This is a genomic window from Burkholderia reimsis (assembly GCF_003294055.1).
GTDB lineage: Bacteria > Pseudomonadota > Gammaproteobacteria > Burkholderiales > Burkholderiaceae > Burkholderia > Burkholderia cepacia.
In genome coordinates this window covers 142,082-167,210 of the sequence record NZ_QMFZ01000007.1, presented here as the reverse complement: position 1 = coordinate 167,210, position 25,129 = coordinate 142,082, and the positions used below count along the sequence as shown (strand labels likewise).

The window sequence follows — 25,129 nt, the reverse complement described above, 5'->3', positions numbered from 1 at the left end:
GGGGCACGGTTACCCTCGACGGACGGGCCGCCCGGCCGGTCATCCGGCGGGCCGGAAATCTGGCCGCAGACCGGGCCGCGAACCGGGCCGCAGACCGGGCCGTGCTTCGCACCACGGCGCACACGTGCTGCTCATTCATGTTCCGCGCTCCCCTTGCCGAGTTCGGCCTTCAGCACGAAGCTGTTCGACGCCGCGTATTCCTGGCCCGGCTTCAGCCCCTTCAGCACTTCGGTCGCACGTTCGTCGCGCCGCCCCGTCTCGACGGCCTGCGCGACGAAGCCCTTCGGAGAACGCACGAAAACGGACGGTGCGCCGTCGACGTCCTGCAGCGCGTCGCTCGCGACCGCGAGCGGCACGCCCTGCTTGCCCGCGTCGACCGACACGTTCACGAACATCCCGGGCCGCCACACGCCGTCCGGGTTCGGCAGCACGACGCGCGCGGGCGCGGTGCGCGTCTGTTCGCCGAGCAGCGAACCCACGTACGCGATCGGGCCGCTCGAACGCGATTCGAACGCGGTCGCGACGACCGTCGCGTCGCGGCCCACCCGCACGTCGTTGAGCCGCTGCGCCGGCACGGCCATCTCGGCCCATACCGTCGACAGGTCGGAGATCACGAACATGCTGGCATCGGCGGCGATCGCTTCGCCGGGCGTCGCATGCTTCTCGACGATCGTGCCCGCGAACGGCGCACGCAGTTCGTAGCGGTTCAGCGCGCCCGCGCCGGCGGGCGCATTCAGCGCGGCGAGCTTCTGCCGCGCGTTCTGCACGGCGATCTCGGCTTCGCGCAACTGCACCTGCGCCTGCTGGTAGTCCTGCTCGGCCGAAATACGCTCCTGCCACAGCGTGCGTTCGCGCTCGTAGGTCGCGCGTGCGCCCGACAACCGGCGTTCGGCCGTCAGCAACTCGCTGCGCCGGTCGGCAAGATCGGTGCTCGCGATCACGGCCAGCACCTGCCCCTTCGCGACGTTCTGCCCGAGCGACACCGACACCTGCTCGACGATGCCGGCCACGCGCGGCACCACGTGCGCGGTGCGATCCTCGTTGAACTTGATCTCGCCAGGGAGCTGGAACGGTGTCGCGATCTGCGCGGGGCCGGCCTTCGCGAGCGCGATCTTCGAGGTCGCCAGCTGCGCGTCGGTCAACGCGATCGCGCCGTCGGCGCGTGCGAACGGGAACGAGGCGGCGTCATTGCCCGCCTTCACGTCGATCGTCGCATCGAACACGTGCGGCTTGGCGATCGACTGCGCGGACACGAACTTCTGGCCGGCCGCATCGAAACGCAACGGCTCGTGCGTGCGGTCGTAGCGGACCAGCGTGCCGGACACGGTGACGCCCTTGCCGGCCGGCTTGCCGTCGACGAACGGATACACGACGAGGCGCGCGTCGCCGGGCTTCTCCGTCATCACGATTTCGACGGACAGCTTGCCGCGCCTGAGCACGATGCCGCCGCGCTCGCCGGCGGCTTCGGCGGATGAAGCGGATTCGGGCGCCGCCGACGCGGACGTGTCGTTGCCGCCGCCGTTGCGCGTGACGCCGAGTGCGCCGAGGACGATCCCGGCGGTGCCGAGCACGACCGCCGCGATGATCAGGATTCTGCTGCGTGACATGATGATCCTTCAGGTAATGGAGGCGTCTGTTGCGCTATTGCGTGACAGACACAAGCGGTGCAAGCGGCGTACCGACGAGCCGGCCGATGTCGGCACGCGCGGTATGGGCGTCGGCGAGCGCGCGCACGTATTGCGACTGGCCCTGGAACAGCGTGCGCTGCGCGTCGAGCACGTCGAGGAAGCTGAACTTCCCGAGTTCGTAGCCGCGCGACATCGCGTCGAGCGCGACGCGCGCGGCCGGCAGGATGTCGTCCTTCAGTCGCTGCGCTTCCTGCGCGGCGGCTTCGAAATTCGCGTAGGCCTGCGTGAGCTCCAGCCGCAGGCGCGTGCGTTCGCGATCGAGATCGGCGTTCGCCCGCACGGCCTTGTGCGTCGCCTCGAGCAGCGCGCCCTTGTTCGTGTTGAACAGCGGAATCGGGATCGACACGCCGACCACGGCCTGGTTGTCCGGCACGCCGCCCGTGGTCACGCGTTTCACGCCCGCGCTGATCGTCACGTCCGGAATGCGCCGCGCGCGTTCGAGCGATACGGCCGCGTTCGAGCGCAGCATCTCGGCGCGCGCGATCCGCGCGAGCGGCGCGTCGTCGAGTTGCGCGGTGAGCGCGGGCAGCGACTCGACCGGCGGCACGGCTTCGAGGTCGCCGAGCACCGCCAGCCGGCCGTCGCGCGCCTCGCCCATCACCGCGTTCAGCTTCTCGCGTGCGACCTCGACACGGCCGCGCGCCGTCACGACTTCGATCTGCACGCCGGCCGCCGCCACGTGCGCCTTGGTCGCCTCGACCGGCGACACCTTGCCGGCCTGTGCACGGCGGCTCGCGAGATCCGCGGAGCGTGCGGCGATCGCGGCCGATTCCTCGGTGACCTGAAGCTGGCGCTGCGCGGCGAGCAGCCCGTAGAACGCGGCGATCACGTCGGCGCGCACGACGGCGCCCTGTTCGTCGAGAGACGCATTGGCCGCTTCCCTGCCGTACGACGCGACGTCGAGCCGCGCGCCGCGCTTGCCGCCGAGTTCGATCGTCTGGTTCAGCAGCACGGTCGACGTGCGTTCGGCGCGACGGAAGCTTTCCTGCAGGAACGACACTTCCGGATTGGGGCGCGCACCAGCCTGCATCAGCGCGCCCGCGGATGCATCGACGTCCGCACGCGCGCCGCGCAGCGCCGGATTGTTCCGGGCCGCGGCCGCGAGCGCATCGGCAAGCGTCAACGAGGTGGAAGGGCGTGCGTCGGGTTGCGGTGCGGCGATCGGCGCGGCGCCGCCGGAGGCTGCCGGAGCCGGCCCCGGCGACAGCGACGGCTGCGCATGAGCCGTCGCAGCCACCGCGAAGACGACGGCCACGGCGAGGTTGAGCTTGAGCATGTTCGGTTCTGCGGTAACGGTTCGCGACCGATGCTACGGTCCGGCCGCAGTGCGAACATGAGACGAAGATGACATTTCCGTCATCTTGGGGGCGGCCGCGCGCGAGCGTGCTGTGCCCTGCGGGAATGGCATTCCGCGTGGACGATCAGGAGGATCGGGTGAACGTGCAGCGCGACGGCTGCGAGGAAGACTGCGGAGGGTCGGAGGATCGGGGAATCGGCGCGCGTGCGCCGAAACCCCGGCACGCGAATCAGGCTGTCCCTTGCTTCGCGCGCCGGCGCTGCACGAGCCAGTCGAGCAACTGCCGCCCGTCGCGCTCACCGAACCACCGCGCGTGCCCGATCAGGTACCCGTCGTATGCGATATCGACGATGGCCGGCGCATCGATGATGCAGCCGAAATAAGCCACTTCCGACAGCGCGAACTCCGTATGCACGATCGGCAGCATCGCGACCAGCGCCGCATAGGCTTCGTCGCCCAGCGGTTCGAGTGACTCATACCCGTCGAGCAGCGCGTCGATCTGCGCGTACTCGACGCGGCGCGCGTCGGCCGGCGCCATCCAGTCGACCGTATTGCGCTCGATCGCGAGCGCGAGGTCCATGACGGCGCACGTGCGATCCGACAAACCGAAATCGAGCACCGTCCGCACCTGCGCGCCGGGCCCCGCCTCGGTCCACAACAGGTTCGACGCGTGCCAGTCGCCGTGCGTCCACAGCGGCGGCAGCGCGGGCAGCAGCGGCACGAGGCGCGCGTGATACGGGCCGATCGCGTCGGCCACGTCGCCGCGCCAGTCGCGCGCGCCGAGTGCGCGCACGAGCAGCGGCTGCGCCTCGACCCAGCGTTCGAGCGCGCCCGCCAGATCGTCGGACGACAGCACGCGGAAGCTCGACAGCAGCGTGCGCACGGGCCGCGCCGGCGCATCGTAGCCGGCCGACGCGCGATGCAGCTCGGCCAGCGCGCGGCCGGCCGCGTACGCGTGCGACGCATGCGTGAACGGCTGCCACGACATCACGCCGCGATACGGGTCGACGCCGGGCGCGAGCACATGCACTTCGTAGATCCAGTCGCCGGACGCGAATGCGGTCGCACCGTTGCGATCCGCGAGCACGTCGACCACCGGCATGCCGCGTTCGCGCAGGTGCGCGATGAAGCGATGCTCTTCCTCGAGCCCCGCGACATCGCGCAGGCTCGCGTGATGACGCTTGACGAACAGCCCGCGCCCGTCCGCCATCCGCACGAGCACCGCCGCCGCGAACTGTCGCGGGCTGTGCCACGTGAGCCGCTCGGGCTCGCCGGCGCCGTCGATGCGCGCGAGCACCGCCGCCACCTCGTCGTGCGTCATCAGCGGCCAGTCGCGTTCGGCCTGCTCGCCGTCGACACCGAATTGCGGCGGCGCGACGTCACGCGGCAGGGCGCCGTCCGGCTCGAGTGGGAATGACATGAACGACGTTGCTCCGTAGTTGAATCGGCGCGTGAATCAGCGCGCGCCGCCGCCCGTTGCCAGCGCACCGCCGGCCGCCGCGCGCAGCGCCGCGGCCGTGCGGCTCCAGTCGCGCCAGCCGACGACGGCCAGCCCGATGAACAGCGCGTAGAGGCCGGCCGTCAGATACAGTTCCTTGAACACGAACATCCCGACATACACGACGTTCACGACGATCCACAGCCCCCACGATGCGATGTAGCGCCGCGCGGTCCAGTATTGCGCGACGAGGCTGAACGCGGTCAGCGAGGCATCGACGAACGGCAGCGCCGCATCGGTCCAGCGCGCCATCATGCCGCCGAGCAACGCGCTGCCGACGACGGCCGCGATAAGGTCGGGCAGCATCTGCATCGGCCGCACGCCCGTGACGGGCGCGACATCGCCTGCCGGCGCCGCATTGCCGTCAGCCTCGCTCGCGCGCTGCGCGAGCCAGCGTTGCCAGCCGTACACCTGCAGTACCGCGAACGCGCCTTGCAGCAGCATGTCCGAATACAGCTTCGCGTCGAAGAAGATCCAGCCGTACAACGCGACCGACACGAGCCCGACCGGCCAGCACAGCATGCGCCGCTTCGCGGTCAGCCAGATCGCGAGCGCGCTGACGATCACGCCGGCGATTTCGAGTGGGGACATCGTCTGTGCTCTCCAGGTTAGCTGCCGGGGCTGCGGGTCACGCGGCCGGTTCCGGACGGTCAGAAATCATAGGTCAACGACACGCGGGCGGTGCGCGGCGCACCCGGGAACAGGTACGCATCGCCCTGCTGCTCGCCCGCATCGCGCCAGTAGAACTTGTTGAACAGGTTGTCCACCGACACGCGCAACACCGTGCGATGGCCGCCGATCTTCGTCGTATAACGCGCGCCGAGATTGAACACGAACCACGCCGGCACCTGCGCGGTGCCCTCCTCGTTCGCGTTGCGGGCCGCGCTGTACTCGACGCCGCCCAGCACGTTCAGCCCGGCCACGCCCGGCACCGCGTAGTCCGCATACAGCGACGCGCGCAGCGCGGGCACGTTGATGACCTGGTGCCCTTCGTAGGCCGGCGAACCCGAATCGTACGCGCGCGCACGAATCGCCGCGACGCTGGCCGTCAGCCCCAGACGCTCGGTCACGCGCCCGGCCGCGCCGAGCTGGATCCCCTGGTGCCGCTGCGTGCCGCGCTGCACGAACGTGTAGGTCGTGCCCGATGCGTCCGGATCGGCGAACTGGAACGGCTTGCTGATCGAGAACACGGCGGCCGTGAGGCTCAGCCGGTCGAGCCAGTCGTATTTCGCGCCGACCTCGAACTGGTGCGATTCGACGGGCGGCAGGAACGCATACGCGTTGGTCGCGCGCACGGGCGCCTGGTCCCCGAGCGACAGCGCCTTGCTGTACGACGCGTACAGCGACAGCACGTTCACCGGCTTGTAGACGAGCGCGACCTGCGGCAGGAACACCGAGCGGTCGGTGTGCGTCGCATCGCCGTCGAGGCTGCTCCAGCTGCGCTGGCGCAGCAGCACCTCCTTGCCGCCCGCGAGCACCTGCCAGTGTTCGCCGATGCTGATGCGGTCGAGCCCGAACACGCCGTACTGCCACGAATCGAGCTGCGGATAAGACGGCCCGGGCGTATTCGGCGACGGTGCGAACGTGACGTCGGGTCCGTAGATGTTCTCGCTGCCGACATAGTCGTACACGGCCGTCGCCATGTGCACGACACGGCGCTGCACGCTCACGCCGAGCGTCAGCTCGTGCCGCAGCGGCCCCGTCGCGAACTTGCCGGTCGTGACCGCGCGCAGATCGTCGTTGCGCCGGTATTCGCCGGGGCTGCGGAAGTCGTACACGTCGTAGTCGCCGTTCGCGCCGAAGAAGAACGGCGACGTCGCGCCGGCCGTGCAGCTCGCCGCATACGAGCAGCCGTACGCGAACGCGCTGTTGTCGTCGATCATCGTGCGGCTGCGGCCGGCGGCGATATACGCCTTCCAGTCGTCGTTGAACTGGTAGTCGAAGCGCGCGTTCAGGTTCAGCGCGTCGGTCGTCACCGGTTTCGCCCACGGCTGCGTGCCGAGCGCCTTCGACGTGGTCTTGACTGACGGCACGACGGTGCCGCCGAGCAGCTGGTAGCCGGGTGCGGAACGCTGGATCCACTGCTGGAATTCGGCATTGATCTGCAGGCTCGCGCGCGGGCTGATGTCCCAGTCGGCGGCGATCGAGCCGAACGTGCGCCGTCCGTTCGTGCCGTCGATGTAGGAGTGCATGTTCTCCTTCGCGGCATTGATCCGGAAACCGAACTGATTGTCGGGGCCGAAGCGGCGGCCGAGATCGACGGCCGCCGACGTCGAGCCGCGGCTGTCGACGCCACCCGTCACGCTCGCGACGTTCGCCGAGCGCTTCGTCACGAAGTTGATCACCCCGCCGGGCGCGACGACGCCGCTGTCGATGCCGGCAAGCCCCTTCAGGATCTCGACGCGCTCCTTGTTCTCGAGCGGCACGTTCTGCTCGCCGGACACCGTCAGCCCGTCGATCCGGATCGCGCTCGCGAGATCGACCGGAAAGCCGCGGATCGCAAAACCTTCGAAATAACCGACCGGCGCATAGTCGTTGACGACCGACGCGTCGTTGCGCACGACGTCGCTCAGCCGCTTCGCCTGCTGGTCGTCGAGCTGCGCGCGCGTGACGACGCTCACCGACGCCGGCGTATCGCGCAGCGGTGCGTCGTCGAGCCCCGCGACGGATGCCGTGCGTGCGCGCAGCGCGTTGCCGCGCTCGCCGCTCACCGTGATCGTCGGCAGCGTCGCGCTGCCGGCCGCGCCGGCGTCCGGCGCCGGCGTGTCGCCCTGCGCCGCGGCGGCCTGGGCCGCGAAAAGCGTGATGCCGATGCCGACACCAAGCCCGACCTTCGCGCGCCGCCGCCGTGCGGGCGACACTGTTGTTCTATTCACCGTCATTGCTCTGGATGGAAAACTCGCCACTCGACCCTGTCGAAACCCGTTAGGAAGCTACGAAGCGTGCCCGAGACCGGGTCTGCCTCCGCCGGACGCACGCGCCGGCACGACATTCGTCAGACGAACCGGGCGAACCAGACGATCCGGCACGCAAGCGGGCCGCTCGGTCGGGAAGACGCAGGATGGGACATCGGATTCAGGTGACGCACCGGGAACCGACGCTGCCGTCGACTGGTTCGTCGGGGCGTGTCGGGCGGCCGGCTGCATCGCGCGGTCTTGTCATGCGGGGGGACGCTTCGAACGCCCCGGTACGGGCGCGACGGTCTGGTGCGCGCCGTTCGCTGGAACGGCGGCGTGCCCGTCGCGCACGACATCGCGGCGCGGCGCGCATTTTACCCCGGGCGGGGCGGGCTGCCTTGGAATCGGGCGAATCGGGTGAATCGAGTGAATCGGATGGGCGGGGAAGGCGGGAACGGGAACCGCGCGATTCGCGCGGCACGGCGACGGTGCCGATGTGCGCATGACTGGCGTCGTGCGCGGCCACCTCGATGACCGGCACCGTCGCGCGCCGGTCAAGCGGCCGGAAACCGGAGCGGGAACGTTCGCCCGCTCGCGATTCGGCGGCCGGTCAGAATCCCTGCATCGTCGCGGTCGGGTCGACGACCAGGTGCACGACGCCGTAGATCACCGCGCCGACGAGCAGCGCGAGCACGATCGCCACGAACGGCAGCAACGTGTAGTTGACGTTCGCGAGATCGGCCGCGTGCGCCTTGCTGTTGCGTACGCCGAAGAAACTCCACAGGACCAGCTTGATCATGCCGAGCAGTTTCATGGTTGTGCTCCTTTCATCGAATCGGTTGACGCTATCGTCGATCCGATCGGCATCCGAAAAAAGAAGCAGTTGCGCGCGCTTTTCGCGCAGCAGGCCGTCTGCGGCCGCATGTCGCAGGGCACGTCAGCGGTCGAGCACGAGCGGCTCCGACCCTTGCGCGGGCCGCGCGACGCACAGCAGCGCGCAGCCGGGTTCGACCGGCGCGTCGGGCGCCTGCTCGTAGTCGACCGCGCCGGACAGCACGCGCGTCGCGCACGTGCCGCACGACCCGGAGCGGCATTCGGACGGCACGGCCACGCGCTGCCCTTCCGCGAATTCCAGCAACGTGCCGTCGGCGGGCGTCCATGCGGCATCGCGGCCCGTGCGCCGGAATACCACCGGCACGCTCGCGACCGGCGCCCCGGTCGTGCGGGTCGCGCTGCGTGCCACGCTCGACGGCCCGAACGCCTCGAAGCGGATGCGTTCGTCCGGCACGTTCAGCGCGCGCAGCCCGTCGTACAGGTCGCGCATGAACGCCGACGGCCCGCACAGGTAGAAGTCGTAATCGTCGAACGTCAGGAGCCGCTTCAGTTGCGCGATGTCGATGCGGCCTGCCTGCGCTGCCGAGCCATCGTGAGGATGGCTGTCGAACCAGTGGAGCGACAGCCGTGCGTCGGCGGCCGCGATGCGTGCCAGCTCCGCCGCGAACGGCCGGTCGGCCGCGTCGCGCGCGCCATGCACGAACACCACGCGGCGCGATGGCCGATCGTCCGCCAGCGCGCGGCGCAGCATCGCGATCATCGGCGTGATGCCGATGCCGGCCGACACGAGCACGGCCGGGCGCGGGCTCGCGAGATCGAACGTGAAATGCCCGCGCGGCATCTGCGCGTCGAGCGTCATGCCCGCCTGCGCGTGATCGTGCAGCCACGCCGACACGCGCCCTTCGCGCTTCACGGTGATCCGGTAATGCGTGCCGCCCGGCGCATCGGAGAGCGTGTAGCTGCGAATCGTCGGCGCGTCGCTTCCCGGCAGCGCGACCCGCAGCGTCAGGTGCTGCCCGGCTTCGTAGGCGGGCAATGCGCCGCCGTCCACCGGTTCGAAATGGAACGAGCGAATCGCGCGCGCTTCGTCGACGATCTTCGCGATGCGCAGCGGCCGCCATGCGGGTGCCGATGCCGATGCCGATGCCGATGCCGATGCCGATGCCGATGCCGATGCCGATAGTGATTCTGATGCGGGTGCGGTGACCGATGCGGTTGAAGTCTGCACCAACCCGCCCGCCGCACCCGCGCCTGCCGCCATCGCCGCGAACTGCGGCGCACGTTCGACCGCCGACCACCGGAACGGCAGCACCGCGCGCATGCGCCGCACTTCCCGCACATGGAACCGCACGACCCGCTGCGCGCCGTCGAACGACGCGACGAGCGGCCCGTCCCACACGATCTCGGCGCGCGCGGCCACAACCAGCAGGTCGCCGTTGTCGAAATCGACGAACAGCAGCCCCGCGCGCGGATCGTGCTGCAGGTTGCCGAGCGTGTTGAAGAAGCGGTTGCCGCTGAAATCCGGCGTCGTCAGCGTGTGCGCATCGTCGACGCGCACGAAGCCCGGCATCCCGCCGCGATGCGACACGTCCGCGCCACGCGCAGCGCCCGCGTCGGTCGACGTGTTCGCGCTCGCGACGAAGAACGTATCGGCCTGCGCAAGCAGCGCTCGATCGGCGTCGTTCAACGCGTCCGATACGTCAGGCCCGGCGGACGCGCCGGCTTCCCGGGCGACGAACGTCGGCTTGCGTCCCTGGATGTACTTCGCGCAGTTGCCGAAGCTCTGCTCGACCGCGATCGTCAGCGCATCGCCGTCGACCGCGCGCACGACGCCGTTGACACGATTGCGCCGCCGCGTATCGAATTCGATCCCGAGCCCGCCGAGCGGCGCCCCCGGCTGCCACGCGCCGTCCAGCGGATCGCCCGGCAACGCGTGCGCCGCGATGCGCAGCGTACGCGGGTCCGGCGACGTCACGAACCCCGGCGCGCCGGCCCGCAGCGTCGCCCACGGCTGGCCGTTCGCATCGACGCCGCCCAGCACGAAGAACGGCAGTTGCGCGAAAAACGTCCGGTGCTGGTCCGGCATGAAACGCCGGATCCCGCGCCGGCCGGCCGAACCCGCGGCCTCCGTCACGCCCGCGCGCTGCTGCACGGCAAGCTCTCCCGCGTGAAACGGCGCGGTATCGAGTTCCCAGCCCGGTACGACGGCGGTCGGGGTGTTCATCGCGTTCTCCATGGGCAGGCGCGGCGTCGGTGGGCGTTACGCGGCAAGCAGGCCGGCGCGTGTCGTCGGCATCGCAACGAAGCCCGGCAGCGCCTCGACGCGTGCCAGCCACGCACGCACGTGCGGATACGGTTCGAGCGACACGCCGCCTTCCGGCGCGTGCGCGATGTACGAGTACGCGGCAACGTCCGCAATCGTCGGCTGCGCACCGGCCGCGAAAGGCTTGCCGGCCAGCTCGCGATCGATCACGTCGAGCACTTTCGCGGCCGTATGCTTGGCCGCTTCGTGGTCGAGCTTCGCGCCGAACACGGTCACGAGCCGCGCGGCAGCCGGCCCCGCTGCGATCGGCCCCGCCGCATACGAGAGCCAGCGCTGCACGACGGCCGCGCTGGCCGGGTCGTCGGGCAGCCAGTGCGCGTCGCCGTAGCGCTTCGCGAGGTACACGAGGATCGCGTTCGAATCGGCGATCACCGTGCCGCCGTCGTCGATCACGGGCACCTGCCCGAGCGGATTGAGCGCGAGGAACGCCGGCTCGCGCTGTGCGCCGGCCGCGAGATCGACGTCGACGGTCTGCGAAGGCAGGCCGAGCAGCGACAGGAACAACCGGACGCGATGCGCATGCCCGGACAGCAGGAACGAGTAGACGCGAATCGGCGAAGCAGGCTTGCGGACGGCAGACATGGAAAACACTCCGGAATCTCGCGCCGCCGGGGATCGGCGACGAACACCTGCAGCGTAGCGCTCGCCGTTCGTCGCCAGAAGACGGATAATCGCGGAAACATTATCCGCTCCCATAGGACAATCGACGATGGCCGATCTGCGCGACGTGAACCTGAACCGGCTGGCGGTCTTCGTCGCGGTGGTCGACGCCGGCTCGCTGACGGCCGCGGCCGAGCGGCTCGGCCTGGCGAAGACGGTCGTCAGCACGCACATGCAGCGCCTCGAATCCGAGGTCGGCGCGAACCTGCTGGTGCGCACCACGCGGCGGCTGAGCGTGACCGACGCCGGGCGGGCGTTCTACGACGCGTGCCGCGACATCGTGCGCGCCGCCGAAAGCGCGCTCGACGCGGTGTCGTCCGACGCGGGGCCGCTGCGCGGCACGCTGCGCGTGAGCGTGCCGATCGACTACGGCGCGCTGGTCGTCGCGCCTGCCGTCGTCGCGTTGCGCGACCGGCATCCGGGCCTCGACGTCGAACTCGTCGCGAACGACCGCGTCGTCGATCTCGTCGCGGACAACCTCGACGTCGCGATCCGCATCGGCCGCCTCCCCGATTCGAACTATCGCGCGGTGCAGCTCGGCACCTACGAGAAATGGCTGGTCGCGAGCCCCGCGTTCGTCGCGCGCCACGGGCGGCCGCAGGATACCGATGCGCTCGCCGCGCTGCCGTTCGTGATGCTGTCGACGCTGCCGCGCCCGCATACGCTCGAACTCGAAGACGCGAACGGCGGCACCGCTTCGGTGCGCTGTGTCGCGCACGTCGTGTCGAACACCGCCACCGCGTGCCGGGCGATCGTGCTCGCGGGCGGCGGCTTCGGGCTGCTGACGGACTTTTCGACCGACGACGACGTCGCGGCCGGCCGGCTCGTGCGGCTGCTGCCCGCGTGGCGCTCGGCGCCGGCCGGGATTCACGCGGTGTATCCGTCGACGCGGCTGCCTTCACCGAAGGTGCGGGCGTTCATTGATGCGATGAAGCAGAGGATCGACGACACGCGGCCGGCACGCAAGACGAAACGCGAACGCTAGCGCACGCCGAATTCCGTTGCTGCTGCGCGCCGCGCCGTTGCCGGCCCGCGCATTCCATTCCTCCGATGTATCGCGACATCCTCGCGACCACGCATCGCCATGCAACGCGCTCATGCGCGGCATGAAAACTAATCGATTGTTGGCGCCCCGGATCGACGCCGACAATCCGCTGCATGCCCCCTCGTTTGCGGTACGGGCCACTCCCCCTCCCAATCGGCACGTCACGATCCATGAACCATCCAGTCTCCCTCTCCTGCATCGCCGAGGCCCGCACGGCCGCGCCGGCACCGTTCCTTGCCCGTCCCCGCACCTGCGGCGAAGCACTCGTCGACCTGCTCGAACGTTATGGCGTCGAATGCGTGTTCGGCATTCCCGGCGTGCATACCGTCGAGCTGTATCGCGGGCTCGCCGAGTCGTCGATCCGCCATGTGACGCCGCGCCACGAACAGGGGGCCGGCTTCATGGCCGACGGCCACGCGCGCGTCACGGGCCGGCCGGGCGTCTGCTTCATCATCACCGGGCCGGGCATGACCAATATCGCGACCGCGATGGCACAGGCCTACGCGGATTCGATCCCGATGCTGGTGATCTCGAGCGTCAACGCTCGGCGCGAGCTCGGCGGCGGCGACGGCCGCCTGCACGAGCTGCCGTCGCAGCGTGAAGTCTTCGCGGGACTCACCGCGTTCTCGCACACGCTGCTCGACGCGGCCGACCTGCCGCAGGTGCTCGCGCGCGCGTTCGCGGTCTTCGAAAGCGCACGGCCGCGGCCCGTGCACATCGAGATTCCGCTCGACGTGATCGTGATGCCGGCGCCCGCGCTGCCCGCCGCGCCACCCGCGCTGCCCGCCCGCCCCGCACCGGACGCCGGCGCGCTCGCGGCGGCCGCGGACCTGCTCGCCCATGCGCGCCGGCCGCTGATCCTGGCGGGCGGCGGCGCCGTGCATGCGGCGGCCGAATTGCGCGAGCTCGCCGAACGCCTGCACGCGCCGGTCGCGCTGACGATCAACGCGAAGGGTCTGCTGCCGGCCGGCCATCCGTTGCTGATCGGCTCCACGCAATCGCTGCCCGCCACCCGCGCGACGATCCGCGACGCCGACGTGGTGCTCGCCGTCGGCACCGAGCTCGGCGAAACGGATTACGACGTCACGTTCGACGGCGGCTTCGCGATCGATGGCCGGCTGATTCGCATCGACATCGATGCGCAGCAGCTGATGCGCAATGCCCGCGCGGAGATCGCCATCGCCGGCGATTCGCGGCTGGCGCTCGGCGCGCTGTCGACCCGCCTGCACGAAAAACCGACGACGCCCCCCGAAGCCGGCTGGGGCGCGGCGCGCGTGGCCGCCGTGCGCGCCGCGATCGCGTCGGGCCACGACGGCCCGGCGCGCGCGCAGGCGCGGCTGATCGACACGATCGTCGCGGCGCTGCCTGGCGTCATCGTCGCCGGCGATTCGACGAGCCCCGTGTACGTCGGTAATTTCACCCACGACGCGCACGCACCGCGCAGCTGGTTCAACTCGTCTACCGGCTACGGCACGCTCGGCTACGGGCTGCCCGCCGCGATCGGCGCGAAACTCGCCGCGCCCGCACGCCCGGTCGTCTGCCTGATCGGCGACGGCGGCCTGCAGTTCACGTTGCCGGAGCTCGCGAGCGCGGTCGAGGCCCGCGTGCCGGTGATCGTGATCGTCTGGAACAACCGCGGCTACGGCGAGATCCGCAAATACATGGTCGCGCGCGACATCACGCCGATCGGCGTCGATCCGTACACGCCCGATTTCCTGGCGCTCGCGCGCGGCTTCGGCTGCGCGGCGCACGCGGCCGCGACGCCCGACGCACTGGCGGCCACGTTGCGCGACGCCGTCGCGCGCGCGATCCCGACCGTAATCGAGATCGACGAAGCGACATGGTTCGAGCAGGTGCAGCGATGAGTCAGGCCCCCGATTTCCACTTTGATCCGCCGCTGCGTACCGGGCTTTTCATCGCCGGCGCGTGGGGGTCCGGCGCCGACGGCGCCACGTTGCCGATCGTCGATCCGTCGACTGAAGCGGTCCTCGCGCATGTGGCTGCCGGCGGCAGCGCGGACGTCGAGCGCGCCGTCCAGGCCGCAGCCCGCGCGTTTCCCGGCTGGAAACGCACGACGGGTGCCGCGCGCGCGGCCCTGCTCCGCGCGATCGCGCGCGGCGTCGACACGCACCGCACACGGCTCGCGACGCTGCAGTCGTTCAATAACGGCAAGCCGTTCGCCGAAGCGGAGATCGACGTCGCCGACGTGATCGCCACGTTCGACTACTACGCCAGCCTCGCGGAACGCATCGACACCGACGGCGAAACCGAGGTCGCGCTGCCCGGCGACGACCATCGCGCATGGATCCGGCGCGAACCGGCCGGCGTCGCCGCGCTGATCGTGCCGTGGAATTTCCCGATGGTGACGACCGCGTGGAAGCTCGCGCCCGCGCTCGCGGCCGGCTGTACCGTCGTGCTGAAGCCGTCCGAGATCACGCCGCTGCCGGAACTCGAACTCGTCGCAATCGCCGCCGCAGCGGGCCTGCCGCCAGGCGTGCTGAACGTCGTGACGGGCACCGGCCCCGACGTCGGTGCCCGGCTGTGCGCGCATCCGCTCGTCGCGAAGGTGTCGTTTACCGGCAGCACGGCGGTCGGCGCGCAGGTCATGAAAACGGCCGCGGACACGATCAAGGGCGTCGGCCTCGAACTCGGCGGCAAGTCGTCGATCGTCGTGTTCGACGACGCCGATCCCGACCACGCGGTCGAACTGATCGCGGGCGGCGGCCTGTTCAACGCGGGGCAGATGTGTTCGGCGACCTCGCGCGTGCTCGTCGCCGCGCCGCTCGCCGACGACCTGATCGCACGCCTCGCGCGGCGGATCGACGCGACCGTCGTCGGCCCGCCGTTCGCGCCGGGCGTGCAGATGGGCCCGCTGACGAACCGCGCGCAATACGAACGCGTGAAGCGCCACATCGCGCAAGGCCGCGCCGACGGCGCGCGGCTCGTGACGGGCGGCGACGTGCCCGCGGGCCCCGGTTACTTCATCCGGCCCGCGCTGTTCGCCGACGTGCCGGCCGACAGCCCGCTATGGCGCGACGAAATCTTCGGGCCGGTGCTGTGCGTCCGCACGTTCGATACCGAGTACGACGCGATCGCGGCCGCCAACGATACCGAATACGGGCTCGTCGCGACCGTCGTCACGCGCGACGCGGCACGCGGCAAGCGGGTCGCCGACGCGCTCGAAGCAGGCGTCGTGTGGATCAACACGCCGCAACTGATCTATCCGCAAACCTCATGGGGCGGCTACAAGCGCAGCAGCGTCGGACGCGAGCTCGGCCCGTTCGGGCTGGCCGCATTCCAGGAGATCAAGCAGGTCATGATGCCGGCCCGCTGAGGCCGTCCGGCCCATGCGTTTATGTCATGCCGCGCATGCGGATATTTCGTTTGTTGCGGAAATTTGACCTCCCTACAGTTCATCCACACCCCGCGCCGCCGTTCGGCGACCGGCATCGAACCACCCGGCATCGTTCATCAGGAGACGGCCATGCAACACTTCAAGGCGGGCAGAAGGCAGGTGATCAAAACCCTCGGCACGGCACTCGCCGCATCCGCTCTTCCGATGCCGTTCATCAGTACTGCGAAGGCACAGACGAGCAGCTTCGCAGGCAAGACGCTGCGCATCCTCACGTGGTCTGACGATACCGGTGCGGCCGCGCTGCGCAACATCGCGGAAACGTTCAGCAAGCAGACCGGCGCACGCGTGATCGCCGACCGCGCGGACGGCACGTCGGGCATGGTCGCGAAGGTCAAGGCCGCCGGCGATCGGCCGACCTACGACGTGATCACGCTGGCCGGCGTCGGTGCGGCCGGCCTCGCCGATGCAGGCCTGCTCGCGAAGCCGGACCTGAACCGGCTGCCGAACCTGAAGGACGTCGCACCGCAGTACCGCACGGGCGCAAACGGGTTCGGTGTCGGCTACCTGCTGTGGTCGGACGGGCTGATCTACAACACGTCGACCGTCAAGACCGCACCGGCGAGCTACGAAGCGCTGTGGGATCCGAAATATGCGGGGCGCCTGTTTCTTCCGCCGCCGGAGTGGGCCGAGGCGGTCGATCTCGCGATCGTCGCCGCGAAGCTGGCCGGCGGTTCGCAGCAGAACATCGAGCCGGGCTTCCGCAAGCTCGCGGCGCTCAAGGATCGTGTGATGACGCTCGGCGAAAACCCGAACCAGGTCGCCGACCTGTTCCGCACCGGCTCGCTCGACATCGGCGGCATCTATTCGCCCGCGTTCTTCCCGGACCAGATCCGCAAGCCCGACTACAAGATGGGCGTGACGTACGGGATGAAGGAAGGCTTCGCGACGCAACTGATGTTCACGGTGATTCCGAAAGCGCACCCGGGCGACCTCGACCTGATCCATGCGTTCATCAACCACACGCTCGACGCGGGCGTGCAGGGCCGGATGGCGGCGGACGTGCTGAACGGGCCGGTGAATTCGAAGGCCGTGATCCCGGCGGAAAGCCGCGCATTCGTGCCGTCGCCGCAGCAGATCGCGGAGAAGGCCATCCTCCACGACGACAAGGCGCTCGCCGTCGTTCAGCCGGCGTGGATCAAGCGCTATACCAGCCTCTTCGCGGCCTGACGACATGGCCTCGCTGCCTTCCTCCCGTCACGCGGAACCCGTCGCCGCCGGCCCGGCCGGCGGCGCTTCGGCCGCCGCTGCCGCGCGGCCCGGCGTGCCGGCGTGGCTGCTGCTTGCGCCGATCCTCGCATTCCTCGCGGTGCTCGCGGCGGCAACGCTCACCGTGCTGCGGATGAGCATCGGTACGCCGGGCGACGAATGGCGCACGTTCACGCTGCAGAACTACGCCGATCTCGCCGACCCGTACTTCATGCACTCGCTGTGGCTCACGCTGCGCCTCGCGTTCCAGAGCATGGTATGCGCGGTGCTGCTCGCGATCCCGGTCGCGCTGGCGATGGCGCGCGCCGAATCGCGGCTCGCGCGGCGGCTCATGCTTGCCGGCGTGCTGCTGCCGCTGCTCGTCAACCTGCTGCTGCAGGGTTACGGCTGGCTCGTGATGCTCGGCCCGGCGGGCCTGCTCAACCGCTCGCTGCTGGCGGCCGGCGTCATCGAACGGCCACTGCAGCTGCTGTACCGCGAACACGGCGTGCTGCTCGGGCTGATCCAGACCGCATTCCCGCTCGCCGTGCTGCCGCTGTCGAGCGCGCTGCGTGCCGTGTCCCGCGCGTACGACGAAGCCGCCGCGACGCTCGGCGCGACGCGCTGGCAGACGCTGCGGCACGTGACGCTGCCGCTCGCGATGCCGGGGCTCGTATCGGGCGCGCTGCTCGTGTTCGCCTACAACGCGAGTGCCTTCGCGGTGCCGCTGCTGCTCGGCGGCCGGCGCGTGCCGATGCTCGCGGTGCTCGTGCATGACCAGGTCGCGCCGCTGCTGAACTGGCCGGCCGCGTCGGCCTCGGGTGTCGTGCTGATGGGCGCGACGCTCGTCGTGATGGCGGTTTCCCAGCGCCTCGTGCGCGCCCTGCAACGTGACGAGGTGAACCGATGAATGCCCTTCTGCCGCGAGCACCGCTGCCCGGCCGTCTGAGCCGCGCGACCGGCACCCTCGCGACGCTCGTGCTGTGCCTCGCCGCACTGCCGATCGTGACGATGATCACGATGTCGTTCGGCTCGTCGGGCACGCTCGAATTCCCGCCGCGCGATTTCAGCCTGCACTGGTACCGCGCCGCCTGGCAGACCTTCGTGACCGCCGATGCCGGCAGTGCGCAATCGATGGGTGCCGCGTTGACGACGAGCCTCGTCGTCGCGATCGCGACGATGCTGGTCGCGACTGCGGTTTCGGTACCCGCCGCCTACGCGCTGTCGCGTTATCGCTTCCGCGGCAAGACGTTCGTCGAGCAGCTCGTCGCGCTGCCGATCGTCTATCCGCTCGTCATGCTCGGCCTCGCGCTGCTGCTCGTGTTCAACGCGCTGCCGGTCGAACTCGGGCTCGTGCGGCTCGTCGTCGCGCACGTGATCCTGACGCTGCCGTTTACCGTGAAGAACTGCGCGGCATCGGTCGCGTCGATCGGCCCGGAATTCGAGGAAGCCGCGTGCCTGATGGGCGCGAGCCCGCGCCGCGCGTTCGTCGATGTCGTCCTGCCGCTGATGCGGCCGGGCGTCCTCGCCGGCATGCTGTTCGCGTTCATCGTGTCGTTCAACGAGTTCACGGTGACGTTCTTCCTGTACAGCGTCGACACGATGACGCTGCCGGTCTGGCTCTACAGCCGCACCGTGTCGTCGCTCGACCCGACCGTGTTCTGTTTCGCGGTGTTCACCGTCGCGATCGATTTCGCGCTGATCTGGATGCTCGAAAAACTCGTCGGCGACAAGGGCGTCGCGCTCTGATACGCGCACGACTCCGCCCTCGCCCATCCAAGGACTCCCCATGACCCAGCTCACCCTTCAGAACGTGACGAAGCGCTTCCACCACGCGTATGCCGTGGATCACGTCGACCTGTCCGTGCCGGACGGCAAGCTCGTCTGCTTTCTCGGCCCGTCGGGCTGCGGCAAGACCACGCTGATGCGGATCATCGCCGGCCTCGAGACGCCGACGTCGGGCACGATCACGTTCGCCGGCCGCGACCTCACGCACGTGCCGGCCAACCGGCGCGACTTCGGCATGGTGTTCCAGTCGCTCGCGCTGTTCCCGCACATGACGGTCGCGCAGAACATTGCGTATCCGCTGCGGCTGCGCAAGACGGCCAGGACGGCTCAAACGCAGCGTGTCGCGGAGCTGCTGGAACTCATCCAGCTTCCGCACCTGGCCGACCGGCTCGTCACGCAGCTGTCGGGCGGGCAGCGCCAGCGCGTCGCAATCGCACGCGCGATCGCTTCGTCTCCGCGCCTGCTGCTGCTCGACGAGCCGCTGTCGGCGCTCGACGCGAAGCTGCGCGAGGCGATGCAGGTCGAGATCCGGCTGCTCCAGCAACGGCTCGGCATCACGACGATCATGGTCACGCACGACCAGCGCGAAGCGATGACGATGGCCGACGAGATCGTCGTAATGGAGAAAGGCCGCATCCAGCAGGTCGGCCGGCCGCTCGACATCTATCGCGATCCGGTCAACGAATTCGTCGCGGATTTCATCGGCCTCGGCAACATCCTGCCGGTCGCGTGCGACGGCGACGACGCGATCGTGCTGCCGGGCGGACAACGGCTCGCGATCCGGCGCGCGCCCGACGCGCCGCGCGCGGACGACGCCGTGCGCCTGCTGATTCGCCCCGAGGACGTGTGCGTGCGCGCGGCCTCGGTCTCGCCGTCCGCGCCGAACACGCTCGCCGGCACGGTCACGTTCGTGCGCGACGTCGGCGCGTCGATCGAGGCGACGATCGATTGCCGCGGCTTCACGCTGACGGCAGCGACGACGCCACGCGAAACGCCCGACCTGCACGTCGGCATGCCGGTCGCCGCCGAGCTACCCGCGCATGCATGCAAGCTGATCGCCGCACGCGGCGCCTGATTTCCGGTTCTTTCCCCAGCGCAGCAACAAGGACTCCATCATGAACGCATCGACCCAAGCCCACCGTCTCGTGCGACGCCTGCTCGCCCGCACCGCCCTCGTCTGCACCTGCGCGGCGGGTCTCGCCGCCATCGCGCCGCTCGCACATGCCGACGCACTCGACACGATCGCGAAATCCGGCGTCGTGCGCATCGGCGTGTTCGAGGACTACCCGCCGTTCGGCTCGATCGGCCCCGACATGAAGCCGCAAGGTTACGACATCGACATGGCGGCGCTGATCGGCAAGGCGCTCAACGCGAAAGTCGAGCTCGTGCAGGTCACCGGCGACAACCGGATGGCGTATCTCGCCGACCGCAAGACCGACATGCTGCTGTCGGTCGGCCAGACGCCGGAGCGCGCGAAGGTGATCGATTTCTCGAACGCGTATGCGCCGTACTATCTCGCGGTATTCGGCCCGAAATCGCTCGCCGTGAAAGGCACCGCCGATCTCGCCGGCAAGTCGGTCGCGGTCGCGCGCGGCACGCTCGAGGACCTGAGCGTGAGCAAGGTCGCGCCGCCGAACGCGACGATCAAGCGCTTCGACGATCCCAACGGCGCGATCGCGGCGTTCCTGTCGGGGCAGGCGCAACTGCTCGTGATCGGCAACGACGTCGGCGCGACGATCATCGCGCGCCATCCGTCGATCGATCCGGAGCAGAAGTTCTCGCTGTTCAGCTCGCCCGATCACGTCGGCCTGAACAAGAACGAGCCGCGCCTGATGCAGAAGGTCAATGACGCGATCGCCGGCGCGAAGAAAAGCGGCACGCTGAACACCCTGTCGCAGAAGTGGCTGCACGCGGCACTGCCGGCCGACCTGTGATGCGCGTCGCGCCCGCCCCGCATTCACGACGGAAGGTATCGTTATGACCTACGTGTTCGACTTCAGCGATTTCGGCCTCTACGCCGGCATGCTCGCGCGCGGGATCGGCGTGACGCTCGGCCTCACCGCGGCCTCCACCGCGCTCGGCGGCCTGATCGGCACCGCCGGCGCGTGGGCCGCGCTCGCCGGCCCGCGCTGGGCACGCGCGCTGGTCGCGGCCTACGTCGAGCTGATCCGCAATACGCCGTTCCTGGTGCAACTGTTCTTCATCTTCTTCGGGCTGCCCGGGATCGGCGTGCACATCGACGAAGCGCAGGCGGCCGTGCTGGCGATGACGGTCAACCTGGGCGCGTATGCGGTCGAGATCCTGCGGGCCGGCATCGAATCGGTTCCGCACGGGCAAACGCAGGCCGCACGTGCGCTCGGGCTGCACGGCCGGCAGGTGTTCGGTCAGGTCGTGCTGCCGCAGGCGCTCGCGAACGTGTACCCCGCGCTGCTCGGGCAGGTGCTGATCGTGATGCTCGGTTCGGCCGTCGTGTCGCAGATCTCGGTGCCCGACCTGACCTATGCGGCGAACTTCATCCAGTCGCGCAATTTCCGTGCGTTCGAGATCTACATCGTCGTGACTGCGATCTACCTGCTGCTGTCGATCGCGCTGCGCATGCTGCTCAATCGCGTCGGCCGCCGTCTGTTCGCGGGCCGCGCGCCGCACGGTGCGGCCGCCGCACCGCGCCGCTCGTGCGTTGCCCGCTTTACGTGGCGCGCGCGCTCCCCCGAAACCGGCCTCCCGACGGAGCGTGCCCGATGATCGAATTCACCTTCCAGGATATTGCGTGGAACCTGCTGCTGGCCGCGCGCTGGACCATGCTGCTGTCGCTGATCACGTTCGTCGGCGGCAGCGTCGCCGGGTTCGCGCTGCTCGCGATGCGCATCTCGCCGGTGCCGGCGCTGCGCCGCTTCGTGAGCCTGTACGTCGAGCTGTTTCAGGGCACGCCGTTGCTGATGCAGCTGTTCCTCGGTTTCTTCGGACTGCCGCTGATCGGCATCGACGTAACGCCGTGGACCGCCGCATCGGTCGTATTGACGTTGAACGCGAGCGCGTACCTGGCCGACATCTGGCGCGGCTGCGTCGACGCCGTGCCGCGCGGCCAGTGGAGTGCGGCGGCCAGCCTCGGCATGACGTGGACGCAACAACTCCGTTACGCGGTGTGGCCGCAGGCATGGAAAATCGCGCTGCCGCCGACCGTCGGCTTTCTCGTGCAGGCGGTGAAGAGCACGGCGCTGACGTCGATCATCGGGCTGACCGAACTCACGAAGACCGGCAACATCATCACCAATGCGGTGTTCAAGCCGTTTCCGATCTACGCGATGGTCGCGCTGCTCTACTTCGCGATGTGCTTCCCGTTGACGTGGTACGCCCGCGTGCTCGAACGCCGCTACCGCGTCGCGAAGGCACGCTGAACCGGCGCCGCGCGCGCCTCATTACGATGCAGGTATCCCCCATGATTTCCATCAGCAACGTTTCGAAGTGGTACGGCCCGTTTCAGGTCCTCACCGACTGCACGACCGAGGTCAGGAAAGGCGAAGTGGTCGTCGTGTGCGGCCCGTCGGGCTCGGGCAAGTCGACGCTGATCAAGACCGTGAACGGCCTCGAGCCGTTCCAGCAGGGCGAGATCCTCGTGAACGGCCAGTCGGTCGGCGACAAGAAGACGAACCTGTCGAAGCTGCGCTCGAAGGTCGGGATGGTGTTCCAGCATTTCGAGCTGTTCCCGCACCTGTCGATCACCGAGAACCTGACGCTCGCGCAGATCAAGGTGCTCGGCCGCGGCAAGGACGAAGCGAACGAGAAGGGCCTGAAGCTGCTCGATCGGGTCGGCCTGAAGGCGCATGCGCACAAGTTCCCGGGCCAGCTGTCGGGCGGCCAGCAGCAGCGTGTCGCGATCGCGCGCGCGCTGTCGATGGACCCGATCGCGATGCTGTTCGACGAGCCGACGTCCGCGCTCGACCCCGAGATGATCAACGAAGTGCTCGACGTGATGGTCGAACTCGCGCAGGAAGGGATGACGATGATGGTCGTCACGCACGAGATGGGCTTCGCGAAGAAGGTCGCGCATCGCGTGATCTTCATGGACAAGGGCGCGATCGTCGAGGACGACCGCAAGGACGATTTCTTCTCGCATCCGAAATCGGAACGCGCGAAGGACTTCCTCGCGAAGATCCTGCACTGAACGCTGCCGCGACGCGCCGCACCCGCCCCTTCCGATCGCCCGTTCCATGCCGGCCTTTCCGATGAAACGACTGCCTTCCCTCAACGCGCTGCAGATCTTCGACATCGTCGCCCGCCACGGCAGCTTCACGCGCGCCGCAGAGCAGCTGTGCCTGACGCAGGGTGCGGTGAGCCGGCAGGTCCTCGCGCTGGAGGCGTTCTACCAGTTCCCGCTATTCAAGCGCACGCCAAAGGGACTGACGCTGACGGCGGAAGGCGAGCTGCTGTTACCGACGGTGCGCGAGAGCTTTGCGCGCATCGAAGAGGTATCGATGCGCCTGTCGCGCCGGCGCACCGAGCTCGCGCTGAAGGTGCCGACCTGCATGATGCAGTGGATGTTGCCGCGGATCATGCGGTTTCAGTCCGAGCACCCGGAACTCCAGGTGCAGATCACGACGACCTGGGGCCATCACGTCGATTTCCGCATGGAGCCGTTCGACGCCGCGGTGATCTACGCCCCCGGCGCCGGCCCCGACATGTATGCGATCCCGCTGTTCGAAGAGCGGCTCACGCCGGTATGCTCGCCGGACCTGCTGAACCGGCATCCGCTCGCAAGCGTCGACGACCTGGCCAACCATACGCTGCTGCATCCGACCCGCGATCACCGCGACTGGAAACGGTGGCTCGACCATGCGGGCGCACCGCACGTCGACTCGACGCGCGGATTGAGCTTCGAGACGCTCGACCTCGCCACCCACGCGGCGATCGACGGCTACGGCATCGCGATCGGCGACCGGACGCTCGTCGACGAAAGCGTGGCGGCGCACCGGCTCGTGACGCCGTTCGACGTGTCGATGCCGACCGGGATGGGCTATTACTTCGTGTATCCGGGCGGCGCCGAGCAGCAGCAGAAGATCCAGCTGTTCGGCGACTGGATCACGGGCGAACGCGAGCGCCAGACCTCCGTTTTCAATCGGCGCGCGTGAGCCGGCTCATCGGCACGGCACGCAAGCGCTTGCGTACCGCATACGGCCGCCCGGCGCGCCCGCCCGGATCCGGCCCGCGCAATGCCGGCAGGCAGCGATTTCCCTTCGCTTCCAGTTCGCTTTCGAACCGCTCCGCAACCGTGAATAAACGGGATTATTAAATCCAAAAATTTCGATATTTTATTTTCGGCTTATCCACTAAACTTTTCATGGCAATTCGCCGACCTTCGTTTGCCGAAGCACTTCAATTCTCCGACTCATTAAATCAATCAAGGAGTTTGAAATGTAAGCTGCCGCAATTTCATCGGGAACCACACCGTCGATTCGTGTCGGCGACGTGCTGGCGGGTCGGCAGCGGCGGCACGACGACCGAGTATCGCCGGGACGGTGAAGGCCGAACCGGGGCGGATACACGGGTTCCTGATCGAGGTGCCTGGGCGCGAGGGTTTCGCGCCATGAACGGCGTAATGCGAACTGCCTTTTTGCATTGCGCCGCCTTTTTAATTTGATCCGGATTGTTTTAACCCATTCACCGTCACACGCAAACCGAATCAAATCAAAAATAGACAATCCGACGTGCCGTGCGCCGTGTAGTCGCTTCTTTGTTTAGACTTTGAACCTGCAATTTGCCGGCGGACATGCCGGGAACAACGCGACACCATCCGGTCAGCTTATCTCCCGCAACGTCCCCAGCAGCACCTTCCTGCAACTCGCGACCATCTGCGCTTCCGGGTCGCGATATTCCGTGAGCAGCCACGCCGCGCCGACGAGCGCGAGCCCGATCAGCCGCTGCTCGGTGCGCTCCGCGGGCGTCGCCGCTTCGCGCGGCGCGCCGATCGCCATGATCAGCTTGCCGAAGTCGATCAGCATGCGCTGGTAGGTCATGTCGGTATCCGCGCTCACGCCCATCACCTCGAGCAGCAGCACGCGCGCCGCGCACGGGTCGCGCAGGAACGCGAAGAACGCGGCGAGCCCGGCATCGATGCTCTCGCGCAGATCGCCGCCGCGCTCGGCCACTGCCCGCGCGACTGCCTCGTGCAACTGCTGCGCGTGATGCAGGTAGGTGCAGCGCAGCAAATCCTCGGTGCTGTCGAACGCCGCATAAAAATAGCGATCGTTCAGCTTCGCTTCCTGGCAGATCGACCGTACCGTCGCCTTGCGGAACCCGACCGTGCCGAACACGCGCGTCGCCGCGCGGATCAGCGCGTCGCGCCGCTCGGCGGCCCGCACCTCGGGCGCCACGCCGCCATACGAGCGGCCCCGTTTTTCCGTTTCGAGTGCTTTCTCCATTCCGCTATTTGACATCAGGACACCCGAAAACTAAAGTGGTGACGACCAACACCACATTAGACGCGCCGCCGGTACAGGGCAAG

General features: G+C 68.9%; 21 protein-coding genes. 12 read left to right on the top strand and 9 right to left on the bottom strand.

Translation table 11 applies throughout. The features are described from left to right. Positions 1–131: 131 nt before the first annotated feature. From DPV79_RS11340 to DPV79_RS11305, 8 genes are all read right to left on the bottom strand, one after another. Positions 132–1,607 (bottom strand): efflux RND transporter periplasmic adaptor subunit, encoded by a 1,476-nt coding sequence (locus tag DPV79_RS11340; RefSeq protein ID WP_113045461.1) that lies wholly within the window; start codon positions 1,605–1,607, stop codon positions 132–134. Positions 1,608–1,641: 34 nt separating this feature from the next. Then, positions 1,642–2,964, bottom strand: coding sequence for a TolC family protein (locus DPV79_RS11335; protein WP_113045460.1), 1,323 nt, complete (start codon positions 2,962–2,964; stop codon positions 1,642–1,644). Between the two features lie 250 nt (positions 2,965–3,214). Continuing rightward, a complete protein-coding gene (locus tag DPV79_RS11330; RefSeq protein ID WP_113045459.1) occupies positions 3,215–4,405 on the bottom strand; it encodes a phosphotransferase enzyme family protein in 1,191 nt (396 codons plus the stop codon). A gap of 36 nt (positions 4,406–4,441) precedes the next feature. After that, positions 4,442–5,074, bottom strand: a complete 633-nt coding sequence (pnuC, locus tag DPV79_RS11325; RefSeq protein WP_021157393.1) for a nicotinamide riboside transporter PnuC — start codon at positions 5,072–5,074, stop codon at positions 4,442–4,444. Between the two features lie 59 nt (positions 5,075–5,133). Continuing rightward, entirely contained in the window at positions 5,134–7,365 is a 2,232-nt protein-coding gene (locus tag DPV79_RS11320; RefSeq protein ID WP_113045458.1) for a TonB-dependent siderophore receptor, read from the bottom strand. 625 nt (positions 7,366–7,990) lie between these two features. Beyond that, positions 7,991–8,194 carry a DUF2970 domain-containing protein gene (locus DPV79_RS11315; protein WP_021164122.1) on the bottom strand — a complete coding sequence of 68 codons (204 nt, stop codon included), beginning with the start codon at positions 8,192–8,194 and terminating at the stop codon, positions 7,991–7,993. A gap of 123 nt (positions 8,195–8,317) precedes the next feature. Next, positions 8,318–10,438, bottom strand: coding sequence for a pyridoxamine 5'-phosphate oxidase family protein (locus DPV79_RS11310; protein WP_113045496.1), 2,121 nt, complete (start codon positions 10,436–10,438; stop codon positions 8,318–8,320). Positions 10,439–10,474: 36 nt separating this feature from the next. Then, on the bottom strand, positions 10,475–11,119 hold the full coding sequence (locus tag DPV79_RS11305) for a glutathione S-transferase family protein (RefSeq protein ID WP_113045457.1): 645 nt from the start codon (positions 11,117–11,119) through the stop codon (positions 10,475–10,477). A gap of 127 nt (positions 11,120–11,246) precedes the next feature. Between DPV79_RS11305 and DPV79_RS11300 the strand changes: the two genes are divergently transcribed. From DPV79_RS11300 to DPV79_RS11245, 12 genes are all read left to right on the top strand, one after another. Next, positions 11,247–12,182, top strand: a complete 936-nt coding sequence (locus DPV79_RS11300) for a LysR family transcriptional regulator (protein WP_113045456.1) — start codon at positions 11,247–11,249, stop codon at positions 12,180–12,182. 230 nt (positions 12,183–12,412) lie between these two features. Beyond that, positions 12,413–14,107 carry a 5-guanidino-2-oxopentanoate decarboxylase gene (locus DPV79_RS11295; RefSeq protein WP_113045455.1) on the top strand — a complete coding sequence of 565 codons (1,695 nt, stop codon included), beginning with the start codon at positions 12,413–12,415 and terminating at the stop codon, positions 14,105–14,107. Continuing rightward, on the top strand, positions 14,104–15,576 hold the full coding sequence (locus tag DPV79_RS11290; protein WP_021162911.1) for an aldehyde dehydrogenase family protein: 1,473 nt from the start codon (positions 14,104–14,106) through the stop codon (positions 15,574–15,576). The genes DPV79_RS11295 and DPV79_RS11290 overlap by 4 nt, the downstream gene beginning before the upstream one ends. Before the next feature lie 150 nt (positions 15,577–15,726). After that, entirely contained in the window at positions 15,727–16,824 is a 1,098-nt protein-coding gene (locus DPV79_RS11285; protein ID WP_113045454.1) for an ABC transporter substrate-binding protein, read from the top strand. Positions 16,825–16,828: 4 nt separating this feature from the next. Continuing rightward, on the top strand, positions 16,829–17,752 hold the full coding sequence (locus DPV79_RS11280; RefSeq protein ID WP_244321737.1) for an ABC transporter permease: 924 nt from the start codon (positions 16,829–16,831) through the stop codon (positions 17,750–17,752). Further along, a complete protein-coding gene (locus tag DPV79_RS11275) occupies positions 17,749–18,591 on the top strand; it encodes an ABC transporter permease (RefSeq protein WP_021162908.1) in 843 nt (280 codons plus the stop codon). Before DPV79_RS11280 ends, DPV79_RS11275 begins: the two co-directional genes overlap by 4 nt. 40 nt (positions 18,592–18,631) lie before the next feature. After that, positions 18,632–19,705: an ABC transporter ATP-binding protein gene (locus DPV79_RS11270; protein ID WP_113045452.1), complete on the top strand. Its 1,074-nt coding sequence runs from the start codon at positions 18,632–18,634 to the stop codon at positions 19,703–19,705. A 40-nt stretch (positions 19,706–19,745) separates the two neighbouring features. Then, entirely contained in the window at positions 19,746–20,564 is an 819-nt protein-coding gene (locus DPV79_RS11265) for a transporter substrate-binding domain-containing protein (protein WP_021162906.1), read from the top strand. A 43-nt stretch (positions 20,565–20,607) separates the two neighbouring features. Continuing rightward, complete coding sequence (locus DPV79_RS11260; RefSeq protein ID WP_048022465.1) at positions 20,608–21,372, top strand: amino acid ABC transporter permease; 765 nt, start codon at positions 20,608–20,610, stop codon at positions 21,370–21,372. Continuing rightward, positions 21,369–22,025, top strand: coding sequence for an amino acid ABC transporter permease (locus tag DPV79_RS11255; protein ID WP_021162904.1), 657 nt, complete (start codon positions 21,369–21,371; stop codon positions 22,023–22,025). Before DPV79_RS11260 ends, DPV79_RS11255 begins: the two co-directional genes overlap by 4 nt. Positions 22,026–22,066: 41 nt before the next feature. Then, positions 22,067–22,792, top strand: coding sequence for an amino acid ABC transporter ATP-binding protein (locus DPV79_RS11250; RefSeq protein WP_059859364.1), 726 nt, complete (start codon positions 22,067–22,069; stop codon positions 22,790–22,792). 61 nt (positions 22,793–22,853) lie between these two features. Then, positions 22,854–23,756 (top strand): LysR substrate-binding domain-containing protein, encoded by a 903-nt coding sequence (locus tag DPV79_RS11245; RefSeq protein ID WP_059589599.1) that lies wholly within the window; start codon positions 22,854–22,856, stop codon positions 23,754–23,756. Positions 23,757–24,422: 666 nt separating this feature from the next. Here DPV79_RS11245 and DPV79_RS11240 read toward each other — a convergent pair. Continuing rightward, the gene (locus DPV79_RS11240) at positions 24,423–25,046 is read right to left on the bottom strand and encodes a TetR/AcrR family transcriptional regulator (RefSeq protein WP_244321736.1); all 624 of its coding nucleotides are present in this window, start codon (positions 25,044–25,046) and stop codon (positions 24,423–24,425) included. Positions 25,047–25,129 lie beyond the last annotated feature (83 nt).

Coding starts and splice junctions, on each gene's coding strand:
- DPV79_RS11335 (WP_113045460.1), bottom strand. CDS start 2,964: ATGCTCAAGCTCAACCTCGCCGTGGCCGTCGTCTTCGCGGTGGCTGCG.
- DPV79_RS11245 (WP_059589599.1), top strand. CDS start 22,854: ATGAAACGACTGCCTTCCCTCAACGCGCTGCAGATCTTCGACATCGTC.
- DPV79_RS11255 (WP_021162904.1), top strand. CDS start 21,369: ATGATCGAATTCACCTTCCAGGATATTGCGTGGAACCTGCTGCTGGCC.
- DPV79_RS11300 (WP_113045456.1), top strand. CDS start 11,247: ATGGCCGATCTGCGCGACGTGAACCTGAACCGGCTGGCGGTCTTCGTC.
- DPV79_RS11275 (WP_021162908.1), top strand. CDS start 17,749: ATGAATGCCCTTCTGCCGCGAGCACCGCTGCCCGGCCGTCTGAGCCGC.
- DPV79_RS11320 (WP_113045458.1), bottom strand. CDS start 7,365: ATGACGGTGAATAGAACAACAGTGTCGCCCGCACGGCGGCGGCGCGCG.
- DPV79_RS11330 (WP_113045459.1), bottom strand. CDS start 4,405: ATGTCATTCCCACTCGAGCCGGACGGCGCCCTGCCGCGTGACGTCGCG.
- DPV79_RS11280 (WP_244321737.1), top strand. CDS start 16,829: ATGGCCTCGCTGCCTTCCTCCCGTCACGCGGAACCCGTCGCCGCCGGC.
- pnuC (WP_021157393.1), bottom strand. CDS start 5,074: ATGTCCCCACTCGAAATCGCCGGCGTGATCGTCAGCGCGCTCGCGATC.
- DPV79_RS11240 (WP_244321736.1), bottom strand. CDS start 25,046: ATGGAGAAAGCACTCGAAACGGAAAAACGGGGCCGCTCGTATGGCGGC.
- DPV79_RS11250 (WP_059859364.1), top strand. CDS start 22,067: ATGATTTCCATCAGCAACGTTTCGAAGTGGTACGGCCCGTTTCAGGTC.
- DPV79_RS11340 (WP_113045461.1), bottom strand. CDS start 1,607: ATGTCACGCAGCAGAATCCTGATCATCGCGGCGGTCGTGCTCGGCACC.
- DPV79_RS11290 (WP_021162911.1), top strand. CDS start 14,104: ATGAGTCAGGCCCCCGATTTCCACTTTGATCCGCCGCTGCGTACCGGG.
- DPV79_RS11260 (WP_048022465.1), top strand. CDS start 20,608: ATGACCTACGTGTTCGACTTCAGCGATTTCGGCCTCTACGCCGGCATG.
- DPV79_RS11270 (WP_113045452.1), top strand. CDS start 18,632: ATGACCCAGCTCACCCTTCAGAACGTGACGAAGCGCTTCCACCACGCG.
- DPV79_RS11305 (WP_113045457.1), bottom strand. CDS start 11,119: ATGTCTGCCGTCCGCAAGCCTGCTTCGCCGATTCGCGTCTACTCGTTC.
- DPV79_RS11285 (WP_113045454.1), top strand. CDS start 15,727: ATGCAACACTTCAAGGCGGGCAGAAGGCAGGTGATCAAAACCCTCGGC.
- DPV79_RS11315 (WP_021164122.1), bottom strand. CDS start 8,194: ATGAAACTGCTCGGCATGATCAAGCTGGTCCTGTGGAGTTTCTTCGGC.
- DPV79_RS11265 (WP_021162906.1), top strand. CDS start 19,746: ATGAACGCATCGACCCAAGCCCACCGTCTCGTGCGACGCCTGCTCGCC.
- DPV79_RS11295 (WP_113045455.1), top strand. CDS start 12,413: ATGAACCATCCAGTCTCCCTCTCCTGCATCGCCGAGGCCCGCACGGCC.
- DPV79_RS11310 (WP_113045496.1), bottom strand. CDS start 10,438: ATGAACACCCCGACCGCCGTCGTACCGGGCTGGGAACTCGATACCGCG.